Annotated in this window: 17 protein-coding genes and 4 tRNA genes; 14 read left to right on the forward strand and 7 right to left on the reverse strand. The window is 62.3% G+C overall.

All coding sequences use genetic code 11. The features are described from left to right. Nucleotides 1-134 precede the first annotated feature (134 nt). The 5 genes from pepN (at nucleotide 135) to ACEN42_RS11385 (ending at nucleotide 5,717) form a co-directional block, all read left to right on the forward strand. Nucleotides 135-2,852 carry an aminopeptidase N gene (pepN, locus tag ACEN42_RS11365; protein WP_371879971.1) on the forward strand — a complete coding sequence of 906 codons (2,718 nt, stop codon included), beginning with the start codon at nucleotides 135-137 and terminating at the stop codon, nucleotides 2,850-2,852. Between the two features lie 115 nt (nucleotides 2,853-2,967). Then, the gene (locus ACEN42_RS11370) at nucleotides 2,968-3,987 is read left to right on the forward strand and encodes a class 1 fructose-bisphosphatase (RefSeq protein ID WP_187607225.1); all 1,020 of its coding nucleotides are present in this window, start codon (nucleotides 2,968-2,970) and stop codon (nucleotides 3,985-3,987) included. A 53-nt stretch (nucleotides 3,988-4,040) separates the two neighbouring features. After that, nucleotides 4,041-4,116: transfer RNA gene (locus ACEN42_RS11375), tRNA-Thr, on the forward strand. Nucleotides 4,117-4,729: 613 nt separating this feature from the next. Then, nucleotides 4,730-4,879, forward strand: coding sequence for a hypothetical protein (locus ACEN42_RS11380; protein ID WP_035505326.1), 150 nt, complete (start codon nucleotides 4,730-4,732; stop codon nucleotides 4,877-4,879). A 235-nt stretch (nucleotides 4,880-5,114) separates the two neighbouring features. Next, a complete protein-coding gene (locus ACEN42_RS11385; protein ID WP_371879972.1) occupies nucleotides 5,115-5,717 on the forward strand; it encodes a chorismate mutase in 603 nt (200 codons plus the stop codon). Nucleotides 5,718-5,724: 7 nt separating this feature from the next. On the opposite strand, the gene ACEN42_RS11390 is transcribed toward ACEN42_RS11385, so the two are convergent. After that, the gene (locus tag ACEN42_RS11390; RefSeq protein ID WP_371879973.1) at nucleotides 5,725-6,870 is read right to left on the reverse strand and encodes an exonuclease domain-containing protein; all 1,146 of its coding nucleotides are present in this window, start codon (nucleotides 6,868-6,870) and stop codon (nucleotides 5,725-5,727) included. Nucleotides 6,871-7,546: 676 nt separating this feature from the next. Between ACEN42_RS11390 and ACEN42_RS11395 the strand changes: the two genes are divergently transcribed. Together ACEN42_RS11395 and ACEN42_RS11400 are read left to right on the forward strand one after the other, a co-directional pair. Continuing rightward, the gene (locus ACEN42_RS11395; RefSeq protein WP_371879974.1) at nucleotides 7,547-7,774 is read left to right on the forward strand and encodes a hypothetical protein; all 228 of its coding nucleotides are present in this window, start codon (nucleotides 7,547-7,549) and stop codon (nucleotides 7,772-7,774) included. Nucleotides 7,775-8,285: 511 nt separating this feature from the next. Then, nucleotides 8,286-9,428: a porin gene (locus ACEN42_RS11400; protein WP_250483224.1), complete on the forward strand. Its 1,143-nt coding sequence runs from the start codon at nucleotides 8,286-8,288 to the stop codon at nucleotides 9,426-9,428. A 74-nt stretch (nucleotides 9,429-9,502) separates the two neighbouring features. Here ACEN42_RS11400 and greB read toward each other — a convergent pair whose 3' ends face one another. Continuing rightward, a complete protein-coding gene (gene greB / locus ACEN42_RS11405; RefSeq protein ID WP_035505314.1) occupies nucleotides 9,503-10,054 on the reverse strand; it encodes a transcription elongation factor GreB in 552 nt (183 codons plus the stop codon). Nucleotides 10,055-10,225: 171 nt separating this feature from the next. Between greB and ACEN42_RS11410 the strand changes: the two genes are divergently transcribed. Together ACEN42_RS11410 and ACEN42_RS11415 are read left to right on the forward strand one after the other, a co-directional pair. Then, nucleotides 10,226-10,302 (forward strand) — tRNA-Arg (locus ACEN42_RS11410). 100 nt (nucleotides 10,303-10,402) lie between these two features. Next, nucleotides 10,403-10,479, forward strand: a tRNA-Arg gene (locus ACEN42_RS11415). A 61-nt stretch (nucleotides 10,480-10,540) separates the two neighbouring features. Here ACEN42_RS11415 and ACEN42_RS11420 read toward each other — a convergent pair. From ACEN42_RS11420 to ACEN42_RS11440, 5 genes are all read right to left on the reverse strand, one after another. Continuing rightward, nucleotides 10,541-11,032 carry a phage protein NinX family protein gene (locus ACEN42_RS11420; RefSeq protein WP_187607227.1) on the reverse strand — a complete coding sequence of 164 codons (492 nt, stop codon included), beginning with the start codon at nucleotides 11,030-11,032 and terminating at the stop codon, nucleotides 10,541-10,543. 61 nt (nucleotides 11,033-11,093) lie between these two features. Then, a complete protein-coding gene (locus ACEN42_RS11425) occupies nucleotides 11,094-13,487 on the reverse strand; it encodes a bifunctional (p)ppGpp synthetase/guanosine-3',5'-bis(diphosphate) 3'-pyrophosphohydrolase (RefSeq protein ID WP_371879975.1) in 2,394 nt (797 codons plus the stop codon). 69 nt (nucleotides 13,488-13,556) lie between these two features. After that, nucleotides 13,557-13,760 (reverse strand): DNA-directed RNA polymerase subunit omega, encoded by a 204-nt coding sequence (rpoZ, locus tag ACEN42_RS11430; RefSeq protein WP_006999799.1) that lies wholly within the window; start codon nucleotides 13,758-13,760, stop codon nucleotides 13,557-13,559. Nucleotides 13,761-13,829: 69 nt separating this feature from the next. Continuing rightward, nucleotides 13,830-14,504 carry a guanylate kinase gene (gene gmk, locus ACEN42_RS11435; protein ID WP_187607228.1) on the reverse strand — a complete coding sequence of 225 codons (675 nt, stop codon included), beginning with the start codon at nucleotides 14,502-14,504 and terminating at the stop codon, nucleotides 13,830-13,832. Between the two features lie 9 nt (nucleotides 14,505-14,513). Further along, nucleotides 14,514-15,464: a YicC/YloC family endoribonuclease gene (locus tag ACEN42_RS11440; protein WP_371879976.1), complete on the reverse strand. Its 951-nt coding sequence runs from the start codon at nucleotides 15,462-15,464 to the stop codon at nucleotides 14,514-14,516. A gap of 238 nt (nucleotides 15,465-15,702) precedes the next feature. On the opposite strand from ACEN42_RS11440, the gene rph reads away from it, so the two are divergent. The 5 genes from rph (at nucleotide 15,703) to ACEN42_RS11465 (ending at nucleotide 19,644) form a co-directional block, all read left to right on the forward strand. Beyond that, on the forward strand, nucleotides 15,703-16,461 hold the full coding sequence (rph, locus tag ACEN42_RS11445) for a ribonuclease PH (protein WP_187607230.1): 759 nt from the start codon (nucleotides 15,703-15,705) through the stop codon (nucleotides 16,459-16,461). Continuing rightward, nucleotides 16,451-17,071 carry an RdgB/HAM1 family non-canonical purine NTP pyrophosphatase gene (gene rdgB / locus ACEN42_RS11450; protein WP_371879977.1) on the forward strand — a complete coding sequence of 207 codons (621 nt, stop codon included), beginning with the start codon at nucleotides 16,451-16,453 and terminating at the stop codon, nucleotides 17,069-17,071. Before rph ends, rdgB begins: the two co-directional genes overlap by 11 nt. Further along, the gene (hemW, locus tag ACEN42_RS11455; RefSeq protein WP_371879978.1) at nucleotides 17,068-18,291 is read left to right on the forward strand and encodes a radical SAM family heme chaperone HemW; all 1,224 of its coding nucleotides are present in this window, start codon (nucleotides 17,068-17,070) and stop codon (nucleotides 18,289-18,291) included. Before rdgB ends, hemW begins: the two co-directional genes overlap by 4 nt. An 11-nt stretch (nucleotides 18,292-18,302) precedes the next feature. Continuing rightward, nucleotides 18,303-19,511: an MFS transporter gene (locus ACEN42_RS11460; protein ID WP_371881114.1), complete on the forward strand. Its 1,209-nt coding sequence runs from the start codon at nucleotides 18,303-18,305 to the stop codon at nucleotides 19,509-19,511. A 43-nt stretch (nucleotides 19,512-19,554) separates the two neighbouring features. Further along, nucleotides 19,555-19,644 (forward strand) — tRNA-Ser (locus ACEN42_RS11465). The last annotated feature ends 339 nt before the right edge of the window (nucleotides 19,645-19,983 follow it).

Raw genomic sequence — 19,983 nt, forward strand, 5'->3', positions numbered from 1 at the left:
GACGCGCTGCGCCGCCCGATTCACGATCTCCGGACGGCTTGTACAATGGTCCGACCAGGCGCGCATGCGTTGGTGCGCTCGACCCGCGCACGCGAGACGCCGCCGCCGTTCAATCCAAACATGAAGATCTTGCCATGTCTACCACGGCCGCATCCGTTGTGATTCGCCGCCAGGACTACACGCCGCCCGCTTTCCTGATCGACTCCGTCGCGCTCGAGTTCGATCTCGTGCCGGCGCGCACGGTCGTGAAGAACACGATGAAGCTGCGCCGCAACCCGGACGCCCGGGGCGATGCGTCGCGCCTCGAATTGATGGGCGAACAGCTCGAATTCGTGAGCGCGGCGATCGACGGCGTCGCGCACGCGGATGTCCGTGTCCATGAAAGCGGTCTGTCCATCGGCAATATTCCTGCCGATGCTTTCGAGCTTAGCATCGAGAGCATCTGCAATCCGGTGGAGAACACGACGCTCTCCGGACTTTATGTCTCCAGCGGCAACTTCTTCACGCAGTGCGAAGCGGAAGGCTTTCGCCGCATCACCTACTTCCTCGATCGCCCCGACGTGATGGCCACTTACGTCGTCACGCTGCGCGCCGACAAGAGCGCGTATCCGGTGCTGCTGTCGAACGGCAATCTGATCGAGGAAGGCGATCTGCCCGACGGCCGCCACTTCGCGAAATGGGAAGACCCGTTCAAGAAGCCGAGCTATCTGTTCGCGCTCGTCGCGGGCAAGCTCGTGTGCATCGAGGAGCGCATCCGGTCCGGGTCGGGCAAGGAGAAGCTGCTGCAGGTCTGGGTCGAGCCGCATGATCTCGACAAGACCCGCCACGCGATGGACTCGCTCATCCATTCGATCCGCTGGGACGAAAAGCGCTTCGGGCTGGAGCTGGATCTGGACCGCTTCATGATCGTCGCGGTGAGCGACTTCAACATGGGCGCGATGGAGAACAAGGGCCTCAATATCTTCAACACGAAGTACGTGCTCGCGAATCCCGAAACCGCGACGGACACGGACTTCTCGAATATCGAAGCGGTGGTCGGCCACGAGTACTTCCATAACTGGACGGGCAACCGCGTGACCTGCCGCGACTGGTTCCAGCTCAGCCTGAAGGAAGGCCTGACGGTGTTCCGCGATCAGGAATTCTCCGCCGACATGGCCGCGGGCGATGCCGAAGGCGCCGCGAGCGCGGCGGCGCGCGCGACCAAGCGCATCGAGGACGTGCGCGTGCTGCGCCAGATGCAGTTCGCCGAGGACGCCGGCCCGATGGCGCATCCGGTGCGCCCGGAAAGCTACGTCGAGATCAACAACTTCTACACGATGACCGTCTACGAAAAAGGCTCGGAGGTCGTGCGGATGTATCAGACGCTCTTCGGCCGCGACGGCTTCCGGCGCGGCATGGATCTCTATTTTCAGCGCTTCGACGGCCAGGCCGTGACCTGCGACGACTTCCGTCACGCGCTCGCCGACGCGAATCAGCGCGATCTCGCGCAGTTCGAGCGCTGGTACAGCCAGGCGGGCACGCCGCGCGTGGCGGTACGTGCGCACCATGACGCCGCGAACGGGCGCTACACGCTGACGCTCACGCAGGGTTACGGCGACGGCTCCGAAGCCGCGCGCGACACGCAGGAAGGTCCGCTGCTGATTCCGTTCTCGGTCGGTCTGATCGGCCGGAACGGCGCGGATCTTCCGCTGCGTCTCGAAGGCGAGAAGGAGCCGAACGGAACGACGCGCGTGCTCGAATTCACGGAGCGCGAGCAGTCCTTCACGTTCGTCGACGTGAACGAAACGCCGCTGCCGTCGCTCCTGCGCAATTTCTCGGCGCCGGTGATCGTCGAATACGACTATACGAACGACGAGCTCGCGTTCCTGCTCGCGCACGACAGCGATCCGTTCAACCGCTGGGAAGCCGGCCAGCGTCTCGCCACGCGCGAGCTGCTCGCGCTGGCCGGACGCGCGGCCAAGGGCGAAGCGCTTGCCATCGACGAACAGGTGATCGCCGCGTTCGCCCGCGTGCTCGACGACACCACGCTCACGCCCGCGTTCCGCGAACTTGCGCTGATGCTGCCCTCGGAAAGCTATCTCGCCGAGCAGATGGCCGTGTCCGATCCGGCCGCCGTGCACGCAGCGCGCGTCTTCATGACCCGCCGTCTTGCGTCGCAATTGCGCGACAAGTGGCTCGCGACATATGAAGCGAGCCGCACGCCGGGTGAATATCGCCCGCTGCCGGAAGATGCGGGCAAGCGCGGCCTGAAGAATCTCTCGCTCGCCTATTTGAGCCAGCTCGACGATCCGCGTGAAGCCGTCGGGCTCGCGCAGGCGCAATACGATGCCGCCGACAACATGACGGACCGCTCGGCGGCGCTTTCCGCGCTCTTGCTCGCGAGCGCGACGAAAGGCGCGGATGCGACCGTCGCGGACGCGGCGCTCGCGGACTTCTATCGGCGTTTCGAGAACGAGGCGCTCGTCATCGACAAATGGTTCGCACTTCAGGCGACCCAACGCGGCGGCCCGGATCGCAAGGTGATCGAGATCGTGCGCAAGCTGATGCAGCATCAGGCGTTCAACATCAAGAACCCGAATCGGGCGCGCTCGCTGATCTTCAGCTTCTGCAGCGGCAACCCGGCGCAGTTCCACGCCGACGACGGTTCGGGCTATGCGTTCTGGGCCGAACAGGTGATCGCGCTCGATTCTCTCAATCCGCAGGTCGCGGCGCGTCTCGCGCGCGGGCTCGAACTGTGGCGCCGCTTTACGCCGCGTTTGCGCGAGAAGATGCACGCGGCGCTGAGCGAAGTCGCATCGAAGGCGAAATCGCGCGACGTGCGCGAGGTCGTCGAAAAGGCGCTCGCGGCCTGAAGGCTGTTTTGCGACCGCCGCGTGAAGTTTTGGCACGGCGGTCGCTGTCACATGGGGTCGCCGGGTCGAGCGGTTAGAATCGTGAATATTCGTCTAACGCTCACGGAGCCCTAGCATGTCCTCCATCTCCAGCCGCACCACGCTGTCGAAGTACCTCATCGAACAGCAGCGTGAACACCAGAACCTGCCGGCCGATCTCCGTCTGCTTATCGAAGTCGTTGCGCGCGCGTGCAAGCAGATCAGCTATCACGTGAGCAAGGGCGCGCTCGGCGAAGCGCTCGGCTCGGCCGGCAGCGAGAACGTTCAGGGCGAAGTGCAGAAAAAGCTCGACGTGCTCTCGAACGAAATCCTGCTCGAAGCCAATGAATGGGGCGGCAATCTGGCCGCGATGGCATCGGAAGAAATGGAAAAGATCTTCCCGATTCCGAATCGCTATCCGAAGGGCAACTATCTGCTGACGTTCGATCCGCTTGATGGCTCGTCGAACATCGACGTCAACGTGTCGATCGGCACGATCTTTTCGGTGCTGAGTTGCCCGGACGGCGTCGAGCCGAGCGAAGCCGCGTTCATGCAACCGGGATCGCAGCAGGTCGCGGCGGGCTACGCCGTTTATGGCCCGCAGACGGTGCTCGTGCTGACGACGGGCCACGGCGTGAACTGCTTCACGCTCGACCGCGAACTCGGCTCGTGGGTGCTCACGCAGCGCGACATGACGATCCCGGACGAAACGCGCGAATACGCGATCAACGCGTCGAACGTGCGCCACTGGTACGAGCCGGTGCAGCGCTATGTCGACGAGCTGAACGCCGGCAAGGACGGCGCGCGCAAGGAAGACTTCAACATGCGCTGGATCGCGTCGATGGTCGCGGATGTGCATCGGATTCTGAATCGCGGCGGCATCTTCATGTATCCGGCCGACAAGCGCGATCCGTCGAAGCCCGGCAAGCTGCGCCTGATGTACGAAGCGAACCCGATGTCGTTCATCGTCGAGCAGGCCGGCGGCGCCGCGACCAACGGTGAGCAACGCATCCTCGATATCGTTCCGACGAGCCTGCATCAGCGCGTGGCCGTGTTCCTCGGCTCGAAGAGCGAAGTCGATCGCGTGACCCGCTACCACCTCGAAAAGAAAAATTGATTCAGGCTATTGCCAAAACGAGAATGTGGTCGCTATAATCTTGTTTCTCTGATGCCGGAATAGCTCAGACGGTAGAGCAGCGCATTCGTAATGCGAAGGTCGGGGGTTCGATTCCTCTTTCCGGCACCACAAAGATTCAGGCAGCATCAAAAAACCCGCGATTACGCAAGTGATCGCGGGTTTTTGCTTTTGGGTCGATCCTGTGGAACGCGAGCAACGGGTTTCGCGTTTTTTGCAACGGACGTCGAGTTCGTACACGGGATTGCGATGCCAGCCAAAATCGGCTTCACCGATTTCACGAGCCGCCGCTCCGCGCACCTGATTCGCCTTATATGTGCGCTTTCGTACAACAACGAGCCATTTTCCGCTCCGCACCATCAAGCGTCAACGCTGGTTTCCCGGTATCGTTATATCCATAGAGGAAAAGCTACAGTTTAAGTACGCAACGGGTGTACTTCGCGCAGAGCCATGCTGGGTACGGCTCTCGGGTCTGCCGTAAAAACTGTACTTTTTGCAGCAACTGAGTAAGTACCGGCAAGCAATTACCGATATCGACCAGTCCGCAACACGAACGATCATGCGCTGAACATCGAATCGCGCGAATGGACTCAAGCCGAAGCTTTCGCGATCCGATAACGCATCTATAGAGAGAACCGTATTGGGTATTTTGGCTGCATGTGGCGGCGCAAAAGCTGCATCGGCCAAGTTGGCGCAATTGTTGTAGTCATTGAGGAGAGAAATCATGGACGCAAAACCGACCAAAATCCCGACGCCCGACACAGTGCACTGTCCGGATCCGGAACCGGTTGGCGTCGAGTTTCTCGCGACCGAGCTGCCCGAGCATGTGCGCGCGTTCTTCGACGAACAGCGCAACTCGGCGCAGTCCAAATAGGCGGACATACTGGATCACGCCGTCGTCGTGAGAACGACGCCCGCTGCGCGCGGCGCACTCGGACCGTCCGGTCCGGATATGGCTCAGGCCAGGACGCGTCGCGCCCCTCTTTCATGACCGCATTCGGGCGAGTCGTGCAGTGCGGCTCGCCTCGTCGAATCGCCTTCCATCAATTGGCTGCTGTCGTTCAGATTTGAGGGCGGTGCGCTATTCTGGCGCTTTTGCCCGGATACCGATGCGCCGCCGATCGAACTCATCCCTCCTCGCCTCCGCCGCTTTCGCCTGCGTGCTCGCGCTCGCCGCGCCCTCATCCGTGCACGCGGACGGCGACGATACTCCGTTCACCAACCTCATCGCACTCGTGTCGCAACGGCTCGCGCTCGCGGAACCGGTCGCGCGGTGGAAGTGGGCTCATCAGGAGCCGATCACCGACGCGCCGCGCGAAGAGGCGTTGCTCAAGCATGTCGAAGAAAAGGCGTCGGCCGCGCAAGTCGATCCTGAATTCGCACGGCAGTTCTTCCGCGATCAGATCGACGCCAGCAAGGATGTGCAGAACGCGCTCTTTGCCAACTGGCGTGCGCTGAAGGCGGCGCCGGAAGGATCGCCGCCCGATCTCGCGAAGGACACGCGACCGAAGCTCGATCTGCTCACGCAGTCGCTCGTGTCGGCGCTTGCGCATGTCGAGCCGATTCGACATGCGGAGGACTGTCCGGTGCGGCTCGCCGAAAGCGTCGCGCGCTGGAAGCATTTGACACGCTACAACTCGTCGATGAACGCGCCGCTCATGCGCGCGCTCTCGCACGTATGCGCGTCGGGCGGCGTGGGCGCCGTCGGCTGATCGCGCTTCAGACCGTGGACGCAACCGTTCCGCAGGCGATCGGCGTCACGGCGAGTCCGCGCGCGAGACGCTCGCTCAAAATGCGATAGGTCGACAATTCGAACGCGGGTGAATCGGCGCTCGCGTGCAGCGCGCCGGCCTGCTCCAGCGCGCTGGCGGTGCCGAGATAGCACCAGTTGTCGATGACATGCCACGCGCGTTGCCCCGATGCCTCGTCGCGCTCCTCGATCGCGATCGCGCCCGCGTAAGGCCACGGCGCGCCGCGGGCATCGCCCGGACGCGACTTCGGCGCGCGATTGTGCGCCGGACGCACGCTCGCTATCCATTGAGCCTCGGCCAGCAGCGCGCCGATTTCGCCGCCCGTCGCCCTCCATTCGAGGCGGCGCACAAGCGCCGACAGACGCAGATCTTTCGCCGAACGTCGCGGGCCGACGAGATGCGAGCGCACGCGCTGACGCAAGCGCACGCTTCGGCCTGCATAGAGCGGCGTGTCGTCGTCGCCATAGAACATGTAGACGCCACAGCCCGCGACGATCTGCTCGATCGTGTCTTCGTCGATGTGCGCCGCGAGTTGGAACCGGCGCGTCACGCGTTCGAGGTGCGCACGCATGACATCGTGCGTGTTTGCGCGATGCAGGTGTTGCCAGAACTGCCAGAGCAGGTCGGCGTCGGCCAGCGCCCGGTGCCGCGCCGAAGGCACGAGCGCGTGGCGCTCGACGAGTGCATCGAGGCCGTGACGGCTTTCCGCCGGATAGATCGCGCGGGAAAGCTGCACGGTGCAGAGCACGTCCGGCGCGAAGCGAAGACCCATGCGCCTGAATTCGCCTTTGAGGAAGCCGTGGTCGAAGTGCGCGTTATGTGCGACGAAGAGCCGGCCGTTCAACCGTTCGAGCAGACCGGATGCGAGCTGCTCGAACGTTGGGGCATCGCGCACCATCGCGTCGGTGATGCCGGTCAGCTGCTGGACGAACGCGGGAATCGGCTTTTGCGGGTTGACGAGCGATGACCATTGCGAGATGCCCGACGGCCCTGCCTCCACGATGCCGATCTCGGTGATGCGGTCCACGCCGAACGTGGCGCCGGTCGTTTCGAGATCGACGAATACGATGGGCTTGGATGGAAAGACAAAGTTTGCGGACAGATCGGGATGCATCGTGGACGGCGAAGGCGGCGCGGTGGGCGCCGGTGTGGACGTTGGCTGGATTGCCCATTCTAACGCAGCGTCGGATCTAGGGCTTTGCTCACGGAAGTCGCGGATAGCGGTTGGTTTGGATTATCTCCAAGCGCCGAACGAACTTGGCTCTAATGAACCGCCCTGAATATGATTTTTTGTTTCTTTATTATTCAGCTTTTGCTGATTTGTAATCCGCGCAATGGCGGATAACCCGTAATAGCATTCCCGGATTACCAGAGTCTTCGGTCGCGTGCGTCGGTGACTCGATCATGTCCGGGCACGTCGGCATCGAAGGTGGCGACGGCGTAGGCCCGCGACCGCAGGCTCTACGCGGCGAACGGCCGGCGTTGTCTTGCGGGATGGCGCGTTGCGCCTATCTACGGACGCGAATATCACATTTAATTTTCGCTAAAAGATAATCGACTTTATCGCCCGACTTTCAAAGGTAAATCCGATCCGAACTACTGGAAACATCTACAGTCAGGGTCACGTTCGAATAAACCCCGAACGATATATCGACGCACACGAAGCATATTCATTCAAACTGAAACTAGATTATTCGAATCGTAAGTGTTTACTCCTCTTGCCCGATCCTCCAGCATTAAGCAACATGGAAACTAAGCTACGACTTAAATGTAATGGAGGGCAACCAACGATGATTCCACTTAATCGATTCGTGCATTGGTTGAAATCGTTCGCCGCGCCATCGATCGCGCCGCCGACAGAGAGCGGTTCATCGCTCGATTTCGATCCCGTCTGGCATGGCGACCACTGGCAGAACCTGCTCTCATCGCCCATGGATGCCAGGCACTACGTGATGGAGGACTGGGCGACGCCGCTCGACGGCTACCTCGTGGCAGCCGAAGGCACCCAGGCGCGGTAAACGCAATGGGCAAAAAAAAAGCGCGACCGGGAAGTCGCGCTGACAAAGTTTGGAGATCTTTTTCCGTCAACGAAAAAGTCTGCTTCGGAAAGCAGAAATGACAGTATAGCGATACGGTCCGCATTAATTACCTGCAAAAGCCGCAAACTTCTGTTTCAGATATCTCAACAATCGAACTTGAGAAATTTCCCGTCATTTTTCACGCGAATCATGTCGCGCATGCGCAACGTCATTTGGTTGACACCTCTGTCCTTACGACTTTATTCCCAGATAAATCATTGTATATAAAGAAAAATATACGCTGCAACGATCATTGTGGCATCAACAATGGTTTATTGTGGAAATTGGAACGTCCCGCCTGTAACACCGTCTTTACACTTCGTCTGGTCCGGAAACAAATGTGTCGCATCGCCGATGCATTGCTCCTCCGACCGCGCCTCTCGCAGCGCGCAGGAGCGAGGTTTCCTCAAAGCCTGGGTCCCCGGCCCAATCTGCTCTCGGAGTTACAAAGATGAAAAAGACTCTCGTGGTCGCCGCCCTGTCGGGCGTTTTTGCTACCGCCGCTCACGCGCAAAGCAGCGTCACGCTGTACGGCCTGATCGATGCCGGCATCACCTACACGAACAACCAGCAAGGCCATAGCAACTGGAAGGCGACGAGCGGTTCCGTCAACGGCAGCCGTTGGGGCCTGCGTGGTTCGGAAGACCTCGGCGGCGGCCTGAAGGCGATCTTCACGTTGGAGAACGGCTTCAACATCATGAACGGCACGAATGGCCAAGGTGGTCGCGAGTTCGGTCGTCAGGCATTCGTCGGTCTGTCGAGCAACCAGTTCGGCGCCGTGACTCTCGGTCGTCAATATGACTCCGTGGTCGACTTCCTCGGGCCTCTCGCTCTGACGGGCACGCAATACGGCGGCACGCAGTTCGCCCACCCGTTCGATAACGACAACCTCGACAACACGTTCCGCGTCAACAACTCGGTCAAGTACACGAGCGCGAACTACGCCGGCTTCAAGCTGGGCGCGATGTACGGCTTCTCGAACGAGGCAGGCGGCTTTGCGGATAACCGCGCTTACAGCGTCGGCGCTTCGTACAACTACGGCCCGTTGAACGTTGCAGCCGCGTACATGCAACTGAACAACGTCGGTTCGCCGACGAACAACGTCAACGGCGCGATCACGACCGACAACACGCCGTTCGTCGCTGGCCGTCAGCGCATCTTCGGCGGCGGCGTGAACTACGCGTTCGGCGCGGCAACCGTCGGCTTCGTGTTCACGCAAACGATGCTGGACAACGCTTCGTCGATCACCAACGTCGGCTCGCAAGGCGCCGGCTCGATCAACCTGACCGACGGTCACGTTCGCTTCACCAACTACGAAGTCAACGGCCGTTACAACCTGACTCCGGCTCTGTCGCTCGCGGGTGCTTACACGTACACCGACAGCCGTATCGACGGCGAAAAGCCGAAGTTCCACCAGATCAGCCTGCAAACGGCGTACGCGCTGTCGAAGCGTACCGACGTGTACCTGCAAGGCGAATACCAGCACATGACCGACCAGGAAGGCCTGCCGATCGGTGCGGTGATCAACGGTGTGGGCATGTCGTCGAACGGCAACCAGGTTTCGGCGACGGTCGGCATGCGTCACCGTTTCTAAGCTTCACAGGCAGTCTTGTTGTAGAAAAGCCGCTCTTCGGAGCGGCTTTTTTTCGTCTGTACAGCGACGTTAGATCAGTCCGGATAGCGCACGTCCAGAATGTCGATCTGCTGCACGCCCGCCGGCGTGTGCAGCGCGACCGTGTCGCCGGTCTTCGCCTTCAACAGCGCCCGCGCGACCGGCGAGATCCAACTCACGTAGCCGATGTCCAGATTGACTTCATCCACGCCGACGATCGTCACCGTCTTCGTATCGCCGTCTTCGCCTGCGTAGTCCACTGTCGCGCCGAAGAACACCTGATCGACGTTCTCCTGCTTGCTGCTGTCCACCACCTCCGCGAGATCCAGGCGCTTCGTCAGGAAGCGAATGCGGCGGTCGATTTCGCGCAGCCGCCGCTTGCCGTAGATATAGTCGCCGTTCTCCGAGCGATCCCCGTTGGAAGCGGCCCACGAGACGAGCTTGACCACTTCCGGGCGCTCCGTATCCAGAAGCTGCAGAAGCTCGTCACGCAGCCGCTTGTGGCCCGCTGGCGTGATGTAATTCTTCGTGCCCGCCGGGACATCGGGATGGCCGAGCTCGAGGTCGTCGTCGGTGTCATCCGACTCTTTGACAAATGCCTTGTTCATGATGCGGTCGATGCCGAGTGAAGTCCAATTGCGTGGGGTACTTGCGTTCCAGATACCAACTTACCACGCCGGAAGCCCCTTTCGTCGAACGCTTTCTGATAGAAAATTCGATAGTCTGGGCAAAACCCCTTCCTTTTCGGAATGGACTTGGCTATAATTCCGCTTCTGCGTGCGGCTGTAGCTCAGTTGGATAGAGTACTTGGCTACGAACCAAGGGGTCGTGGGTTCGAATCCTGCCAGCCGCGCCACCTATTCTGATGTTTTCACGCCCGGCGGTCGCGCCGCTCGATGAAAAGATCAAGCGCTTAACCAGAAGCGCCGTGCAGTATAAGCAGTACCGTTTTGCGTGCGGCTGTAGCTCAGTTGGATAGAGTACTTGGCTACGAACCAAGGGGTCGTGGGTTCGAATCCTGCCAGCCGCGCCATCTTTCGAAGGGCCTTCCATACGGAAGGCCCTTTTTGTTTCTGGCGACCTTGAAGCGTCGCCTATTGACGCGGCACCGAGCCGATATCGCCGATGTGCAATTCCGGCCTCGGCACGTCCTCCACCGACGCCACCGCGCTCGACTCCCCGATCGCCTCCGCCCGCGCGCCGAGCAAGGTCTGCGAGCGGCGCGGGAACTCATCATCGACGTAATCGCCGAATGTGTGCCGCACGAAGGCGCGCAGCAATGCGATCCGCAGCGACGCGCCCCGCCCTTCCATCGGCTGGCCGTCCTTGCCGAAGCTCACGGTGCATACCACCTCGCCGCGCCCGTGATCGTGCATCTCGAGCTTGCAGGCACGCTCCAGAACGACGGCCGCCGCCTCCCAGGACGTCGACGGCAGGAAGCGTCCGTCCCAAGGCTTGCCGCGGTCGTTGCCGCGTATGGAGAGCGTCTCTCCGCTGTCGGTGAAGTGAATCTCTCGGATGAATTCGTGCAGCCCGCGCGCGACCCAGTAGTCGAGCGTGGCGCCTTCGAGATCTGAAGTGTTCATTGCGGCGCGTTCTCCTGTTCGTCGATCGACGACAGGCATGCACGCCGCATACCACGCCGCGTCAGTAGTCGGCGCGCTCGCGGTCGATGCGCATGCCGCCGTCCTGATTGCGGTGATGCGGTTCGTCGCTCGGACGCTCGCGCGCGATGCGCATCACGTCCGGATTGGTGCGCACGCGGCGCATGACATTCGCCAGGTGCACGCGATCGCTCACCTGGATCACGAAGCGCAAGAGCTTCGCTTCCTGCGACACGTCTTCGTCCATCGCGATATGCACGATGTTCGCGTCCGCCGACGTGATATCCGCCGCAACGCGCGCGAAGACGCCCTTCGTGTTCTTGACGAGCACCTTCACGGCGACATCGAAGAGACGTCCCGGCTGCGGCGCCCAAGCGACATCGATCCAGCGGCCCGGATCGCGCCGATGAATCCTTTGCGCGACGCGGCATTCGGTCGTGTGAATCGCCATGCCGAGGCCGATGCCGATATAACCCATGATGTCGTCGCCGGGGATTGGGCGGCAGCACGGCGACAGTTGCACCGACATGCCTTCCGTGCCCGTGATGACCACCGGCGGCGCGGTATTGGTGTTGTGATGCTCGCGCGGATGTTCGTCGTCATCTGCGATGCCGTTCATCAACACTTCGATGCGCTTGGCCATCACCGCTGCCACGCGACGGCCGAGACCGATATCCGCGAAAATTTCCTGCCGCGTCTTGTTGCCGGTCCACTGCACGAGCCTTTCCCACACTTCCGGCGTGACGTCCGACAGCGCGAGCCCGTAGCCCTTGAGACTCTGATCGACGAGCCGCTCGCCCAACTGGACGGACTCGTTCAGACGCATCGTCTTCAGGTAGTGACGGATCGCCGAGCGCGCCTTGCCGGTGCGCACGAAGCCGAGCCACGCGGGATTCGGCTTCGAATACGGCGCGGTGATCACTTCGACGATATCGCCGCTCTTCAGCTCCGTGCGCAGCGGAAGGAGCTCGTTGTTGATCTTCACCGCGACGCATTGATTGCCGAGGTCGCTGTGGATCGAATACGCGAAGTCGAGCGCGGTCGCGCCGCGCGGCAGCGGCATGATCTTCGACTTCGGCGTAAATACATAGACCGCATCCGGGAACAGGTCGATCTTGACGTGTTCGAGGAATTCGCTCGAATCGCCTGCTTCGCTTTGGATATCGAGCAGCGATTTGAGCCATTGATGCGCGCGCTTCTGGACGTCGTTCAGATCCGCGCCGCCGTTCTTGTAGAGCCAGTGCGCCGCGACGCCCGCCTCGGCGATTTCGTGCATCTTGCGCGTGCGGATCTGGAACTCGATCGGCGCGCCGAACGGACCGACCAGCGTGGTATGCAGGGACTGATAGCCGTTCACCTTCGGAATGGCGATGTAGTCCTTGAACTTGCCCGGCACGGGCTTGTAGAGCGCATGCAGCGCGCCGATGCACGTATAGCATTCCAGCGCGCTTTCGACGACGACGCGAAAGCCGTAGACATCGAGCACCTGTGAGAACGACAACTGCTTGTCGCGCATCTTCTTGTAGATGCTGTAGATCGTTTTCTCGCGGCCGGTGACTTCCGCGTTGATCTTGGCATCCGCGATGGTGCGCTGCACCGCTTCGAGAATCTTGCCGACAACTTCGCGCCGATTCCCGCGCGCGGCCTTCACCGCTTTTTCGAGCGTAGCGTACCGGTTCGGATTGAAGTTCGCGAAGGACAGGTCCTGCAGCTCGCGATACGTATTGTTCAGCCCGAGCCGATGCGCGATGGGCGCGTAGATATCCAGCGTCTCGCGCGCCACGCGCCGGCGCTTGTCCGGCGGCACCGCGCCGAGCGTGCGCATGTTGTGCAGCCGGTCGGCGAGCTTGACGAGAATGACGCGCACGTCGCGCGCCATCGCGAGCAGCATCTTGCGGAAGTTTTCCGCCTGCGCTTCCTCGCGATTGCGGAATTCCATCTTGTCCAGTTTGGACAAGCCGTCGACCAGTTCCGCGACCTTCGCGCCGAAGCGCTCCGCGATCTCGGTCTTGGTCACGCCCTGGTCTTCGATCACGTCGTGCAGCAAGGCCGCCATGATCGATTGCGCATCGAGCTTCCAGCCCGCGCAGATTTCCGCGACCGCGACCGGATGCGTGATGTACGGCTCGCCGCTCTGACGATACTGCCCGAGGTGCGCTTCGTCGCTGAAGTGGAAAGCCGCCTTGACTTCCTTGATCTCTTCCGGAGTGATGTAGCTCGCGAGCCCGTTCGTCAGTTTCGCGATGGAAACGACGTCGTGCTTGCGCGGCTGCTCCGGCGTGGCGGTCGGGCCGAACAGATGGCGGAAGGACTGTTCGAGGACCGCGTCGATGTACTTGCGCGCCGCATGCGGCTTGTCGGCATCGAGCAGGGAATCCTGATCGATTTCGAGGTCGGGGTCCACGGCGGCGGAGATGGGCAACGGTGTCTGACTCATCTTCCCCTCCGTGGTGGCGTGACGCGCTGGGTTGTCGGTTGCAAAAAAAACCGGGCGAAACGGCAGCCCTTAGACGGGCACCTTCTTCAACATTTCGATGCCCACCTGGCCGGCGGCGATCTCGCGCAGCGCGACGACGGTCGGCTTGTCGCGGCTCTCGATTTTCGGCGTGTGGCCCTGCGCGAGCTGGCGCGCGCGATACGTTGCCGCAAGCGCGAGCTCGAAGCGATTCGGGATTTGTTTCAGGCAGTCTTCGACGGTGATGCGGGCCATGTTTGTTTCCTTCTCAATATGGGTTTTATTCTACCTTATGTGACCGAACGACCCGGCCACTGCAGTGCGTCATGCTTGCGGCGTCGAGTGGATGCCGAGGTCCACAAAAAGCTGCGTGTTGCGCGCGTATTGCGACGTGAAGCGCAGACGCGTCGCGGCGACGAGACAGCGCAGTTCGTTGAGCGCGCGATCGAAGTTCTCGTTGATGACGACATACTCCGCTTCCGACGCATGCGCCATCTCACTGCCGGCCGCGAGCAGGCGTCGCACGATCACTTTGTCGGAATCCTGGCCGCGTTTCTTGAGACGGTCTTCGAGCGCATCGAGCGACGGCGGCAGAATGAAAATTTCCACCGCGTTGCGGAACTGCTTCTTCACCTGCTGCGCGCCCTGCCAGTCGATTTCGAGCAGCACGTCGTGGCCCTGCTTCATCTGGTCCGCGATCCACAGCTTCGACGTCGCGTAGTAGTTGCCATGAACTTCGGCGCTTTCGAGAAACTCGCCCTTTTCGCGCCGCTCCATGAATTCGTCGACGGACACGAAGTGATATTGCACGCCGTTGGTTTCCTTCGAACGCGCCTCGCGCGTCGTGTACGAAACCGACAGTAGAATGTCCCGGTCCTCGGCGAGGAGCGCGTTCACGAGCGTGGACTTGCCCGCGCCCGAAGGCGCGACGACCATGAACAGATTGCCGGGATAGATGCCCGTGTAATGACTATGCGAGCGGTGCGTGGTATTCGGCATGATGGTGCGTTACTCCAGATTCTGTACTTGCTCGCGCATCTGCTCGATGAGCAGCTTGAGCGTCATCGATGCGTCCGCGAGTTCCTTCGCCGCCGCCTTCGAGCCGAGCGTGTTCGCTTCGCGGTTCAGCTCCTGCATCATGAAGTCGAGCCGCTTGCCGACCTTGCCGCCCTTTTGCAGCACGTGGCGCGTCTCGGCGAGGTGCGCGGTGAGACGCTGCAATTCTTCCGCGATGTCGATGCGGATGCCGTACATCGTCACTTCCTGACGGATGCGTTCGGCGATTTCCTCGCGCGGCACGCTCGTCGTGACCGCCGCGCCGCCTTCGGTGGTCGCGATGCCAAGCGCGTCCTGAAGCCGCTCGACGATCTTCTGCTGATGTTTCGCGATGAGCTCCGGCACGAGCGGCGTGATGCGCGCGACGATCGCTTCCATCTCCGTCACGTTGTCGATCAGCACGCGGCCGAGCGCCGCGCCTTCACGCGCGCGCACTTCGATGAGATCGGCGATCGCCTGCTTGCCGCACGCGAGAACCGCTTCGCGCAGCGTTTCCTGCGACACCGCGCTTTCCGCGAGCACGCCGGGCCAGCGCAGGATTTCGCCGGTGCGCATGCGCTCGGCGCCCTCGAAGACATCGAGCACGGCGCGTTCGAGCGTGGCGAGCTGCGTGAGCGCCTCGCGATTGAGCGCGCCCGCGTTCGCGGTCTGCTCGACACGATTCAGGTTGATGCGGATATCGACCTTGCCGCGCGAGAGCTTGGTCATCAGCATTTCGCGCAATTGCGGCTCGGTCGCGCGCACGTCTTCGGGCATGCGGAAATTCAGGTCGAGAAAGCGCGAATTCACCGTGCGCAATTCCACCGATACACCGACGCCCGAACCGCCCGCGCCATTGGGTCCCGCGCCATCCGCGACGACTTCGCGCGTCGCGCTGGCATAGCCTGTCATGCTGTAGATCATGGTACGTCTCGCGATGTGCGCCTTCATTGCGAAGGCCGATTCAACGATACGCCCGGCGCTCTCGAAAGTGCTTTGGGATTGGCACGCGTTTGGCTGCCGGGCGAGGAATTGGCATTATCCCATTTTTGGCGCGAAGCCCGCCCGGACGGCGGGTGCGCGACCGACGCCCGGCGGTGAATGACGATAAAATCGTCGGGTTCCGCCGGGTATTCCCGTCCAATTCTCTCGAACTCGACCCATGACCGACTCTCCCCTGCTCAAGCCTTCTCCCCCGCGCCCGAGCGGCCGCCGCGCGAACCAGTTGCGCGACGTGCGCATCACGCGCAATTACACGAAGCACGCGGAAGGCTCGGTGCTCGTCGAATTCGGCGATACCAAGGTGATCTGCACGGCGAGCGTCGCCGAGCGCGTTCCCGAGTTCTTGCGCGGACGCGAGCAAGGCTGGCTCACCGCCGAATACGGCATGCTGCCGCGCGCCACGCATACGCGCAGCGACCGCGAAGCCGCGCGCGGCAAGCAGACGGGCCGCACCCAGGAAATCCAGCGGCTGATCGGCCGCGCGCTGCGTTCGGTGTTCGACCTGAACGCGCTCGGCGCGCGCACGCTGCATATCGATTGCGACGTGATCCAGGCCGACGGCGGCACGCGCACGGCGAGCATCACGGGCGCGTTCGTCGCCGCGCACGACGCCATCGGCAAACTGCTCGCGTCGGGCAAGATCGCGAAGACGCCGGTCAAGGAATTCGTCGCGGCGATCTCGGTCGGCATCTTCGAAGGCTCGCCCGTGCTCGACCTCGACTACGACGAAGACTCCCAATGCGACACCGACATGAACGTCGTGATGACGGGCGCGGGCGGTTTCGTCGAAGTGCAGGGCACGGCGGAAGGCGCGCCCTTCACACGTGACGAGATGAACGAGCTGATCGCGCTCGCCGACAGCGGCATCAAGGCGCTGATCCTGAAGCAGAAGGAAGCATTGGGGATTCATGGTGTCTGACGCATTGGGTCTGGGCCGCGTGGTGCTCGCGTCGAACAACGCGGGCAAGCTGCGCGAATTCGCATCGCTCCTGGATGCGGCGGGCATCGAACTGATCGCGCAAGGCGAGCTCGGCGTGCCCGAGGCGCCGGAGCCGCACGCGACCTTCGTCGAGAATGCGCTGGCGAAGGCGCGGCATGCGTCGACGCTCACCGGACTGCCCGCGCTCGCCGACGATTCCGGACTCTGCGTGCGCGCGCTGAACGGCGCGCCGGGGGTGTATTCGGCGCGCTATGCGTCGATGAACGGCGGCGAGAAAAGCGATGCCGCGAACAACGCGCGCCTCGTCGCCGATCTCGCCGGTTCAACCGACCGCCGCGCGTACTACTTCTGCGTGCTCGTGCTCGTGCGTCACGCGGACGATCCCGAACCGCTCATCGCGGAAGGACGCTGGCATGGCGAAGTGATCGACGTCCCGCGCGGCGCGAACGGCTTCGGCTACGATCCGCACTTCTTCCTGCCGACGCTCAATGCGAGCGCCGCCGAGCTCGATCCGGCGCGCAAGAACGCGCTGAGCCATCGCGCGCTCGCGCTGCGCGATCTGCTGCAACGATTGAAGGAACTCGCGTGAGCGCCGGACCGAAGACCATCAACGTGGTGCAGGCTTTCACGTCGCCGGGAAGCATCCGGCTGACGTCGTTGCCGCCGCTCTCGCTGTACGTGCATTTCCCGTGGTGCGTGCGCAAATGTCCTTATTGCGACTTCAATTCGCATGAATCGAAGGACGACACGTTCCCCGAGGAACGCTATCTCGACGCCTTGCGCGCCGATCTCGAAAGTGCGTTGCCGCTCGTGTGGGGACGGCAGGTGCATACGATCTTCATCGGAGGCGGCACGCCATCGCTGTTGTCGGCCAAAGGTCTGGACCGGCTTCTCTCCGATGCGCGCGCGTTGCTGCCCATCGACGCCGACGCCGAGATCACGCTCGAAGCCAATCCCGGCACGTTCGAAGCCGCGAAGTTCGCATCGTTTCGCGCGAGCGGCGTGAACCGTCTGTCGATCGGAATCCAGAGCTTCAACGAAGCGCATCTGAAGGCGCTCGGCCGCATCCACGACGCGACGCAGGCGCGTAAAGCCGTCGAAATCGCCGCGAAGCACTTCGACAACTTCAATCTCGATCTGATGTTCGCGCTGCCGCAGCAATCGCTCGACGAATGCCGGCACGACATCGACACGGCCATTTCCTTCGCGCCGCCGCATCTGTCGCTGTATCACCTGACGATGGAGCCGAACACGCTCTTCGCCAAATACCCGCCGGCCCTGCCCGACGACGACGCTTCCGCCGACATGCAGGACTGGATTCACGAACGCACGCGCGAAGCCGGCTACGGGCGATACGAAGTGTCGGCGTATGCGAAACCGCATCGGCAGAGCCGGCACAACCTGAATTACTGGCGCTTCGGCGACTATCTCGGCATCGGCGCGGGCGCGCATACGAAGCTCTCGTTTCCGTCGAAGATCCTGCGGCAGGCGCGCTTCAAGCATCCGGCGACGTATATGGATCAGGCGCTCTCGCCCGCCGAGACGGCGATTCAGGAAGAGCGCGACGTCGGCCCGCGCGATCTGCCGTTCGAATTCATGCTGAACACGCTGCGTCTCGTCGAAGGCTTTCCGGTGCATTCGTTCATCGAGCGCACGGGGCTTGCGCTGTCCGCGATCGAGCCCGCGCTCGTCGAAGCGGAGAAACGCGGGCTCATCACGCGCGATATCGAGCGCATTGCGCCGACCGAGCTCGGCCAGCGCTTTCTCAACGATCTGCAGGAGCTGTTCTTGAAGGATCCGCAAAATTGAGCGCGCCGACGATGGCGCGGGACTCGGTGATGCGGCATCGCCCGTTTGCGCTTTTCTGGACCGCGCGGGTGATGTCGTCGGTGGCGTTTCAGATGATGTCGGTCGCGATCGGATGGCAGGTCTATTCGATCACGCATAGCGCTTACGCGCTCGGTCTCGTCGGCCTTGCGCAGTTCCTGCCGATGTTCGTGCTGACGCTGGTGGTCGGACACGTCGCGGATCGTTACGACAGGCGCACGATCACGTTCGTGTGTCAGTCGATCGAAGGCGTCGCCGCGCTCGTGCTGTGTCTCGGCGCGCGGCACGGCTGGCACGATGTCGCGCCGATCTACGCGATCGCCGCCATTACCGGCGCGGCGCGCGCATTTGAATCGCCGTCGCTGGCCGCGCTTCTGCCGAATCTCGTCGCCCGCAATCAGTTGCAGCATGCGAGCGCGTGGTCGACTTCCGCGAACCAGACCGCGCAAATCCTCGGTCCCGCGATGGGCGGCGTGCTCTACGGGCTCGGCGCGCTGACGGTGTACGGCGCGGTGACGGTCGCGTTTCTCGTCGCGGCGTGCGCGGTGGCCGCGATAAAAATCGACGAAGCGGTGCGCATGCGCGCGCCGTTGTCCATCGAGGCGCTCTTTTCGGGCATCGGCTTCATCCGCAGCAAGCCGGTGATTCTCGGTGCGCTGTCGCTCGATCTCTTCGCGGTGCTGCTCGGCGGCGCGACCGCGCTTCTGCCGGTGTACGCGCGCGACATTCTGCACACCGGGCCGTGGGGACTCGGGATTCTGCGCGCGGCGCCCGCTGTCGGCGCGCTCGCCGGATCGATCTGGCTCGCGCATTTTCCGTTGCGGCAGCGCGCGGGCAATGCGCTGTTTGGCGGTGTGATCGCGTTCGGCATCGCGACCATCGTGTTCGGGCTGTCGCGTAATATCTCTGTGTCGCTTGTTGCGCTCGCGGTGCTGGGGGCGTCGGATGTGATCAGCGTCGTCGTGCGCATGTCGCTCGTGCAGTTGCAGACGCCCGATGAAATGCGCGGGCGCGTGGGCGCGATCAATTCGCTGTTCATCGGGACGTCGAATCAGCTCGGCGAGTTCGAATCGGGGATGACGGCGGGATTGTTCGGCGCGGTGCCGGCGGTGCTGATCGGCGGGATCGGCACGATCGTCGTCGCGCTTTTGTGGATGCGGCTTTTTCCCGCGCTCAAGGCGACGAAATCGCTCGAAGGATGAGCGTTTCTCCACGACGATGACTTGCGCTACAATACGCGCCTTGCTGGAGGTGTGGCCGAGCGGTTTAAGGCACCGGTCTTGAAAACCGGCGAAGGAGCGATCCTTCCGTGAGTTCTTATCTGTACCCTCCAGAAGTGCGACCAAGGCGGCAACGCACTGAAGCGAGCAGGCGAGCCCCACCCGCCAACACACTATCCCGGTCACCGAGTCCACTTGCTCAGACGGTCAACGATCGTCCCTGAGCCCGCGCAGAGAGACGGCGCATATGTTTCGGGACCATTTCTGGATTCGGACGAATGTCTGCGCGCATTTCGTAGCCGCGACACACTCTGTCGACGGACCCAAATCGCCTCTGACTCGAGACCGAGAGCAGACTCGCACGCTTCGCGGAACACTGACCCCGCTAAGCCTCCACCGAGCGGACAGTTCCCGAAAGGGCTGGCGTCGAGGTGCGCCTCGTTACCTCCTTAGC

The sequence above is a fragment of the Caballeronia sp. S22 genome (assembly GCF_964261745.1).
GTDB classification, from domain to species: domain Bacteria; phylum Pseudomonadota; class Gammaproteobacteria; order Burkholderiales; family Burkholderiaceae; genus Caballeronia; species Caballeronia jiangsuensis.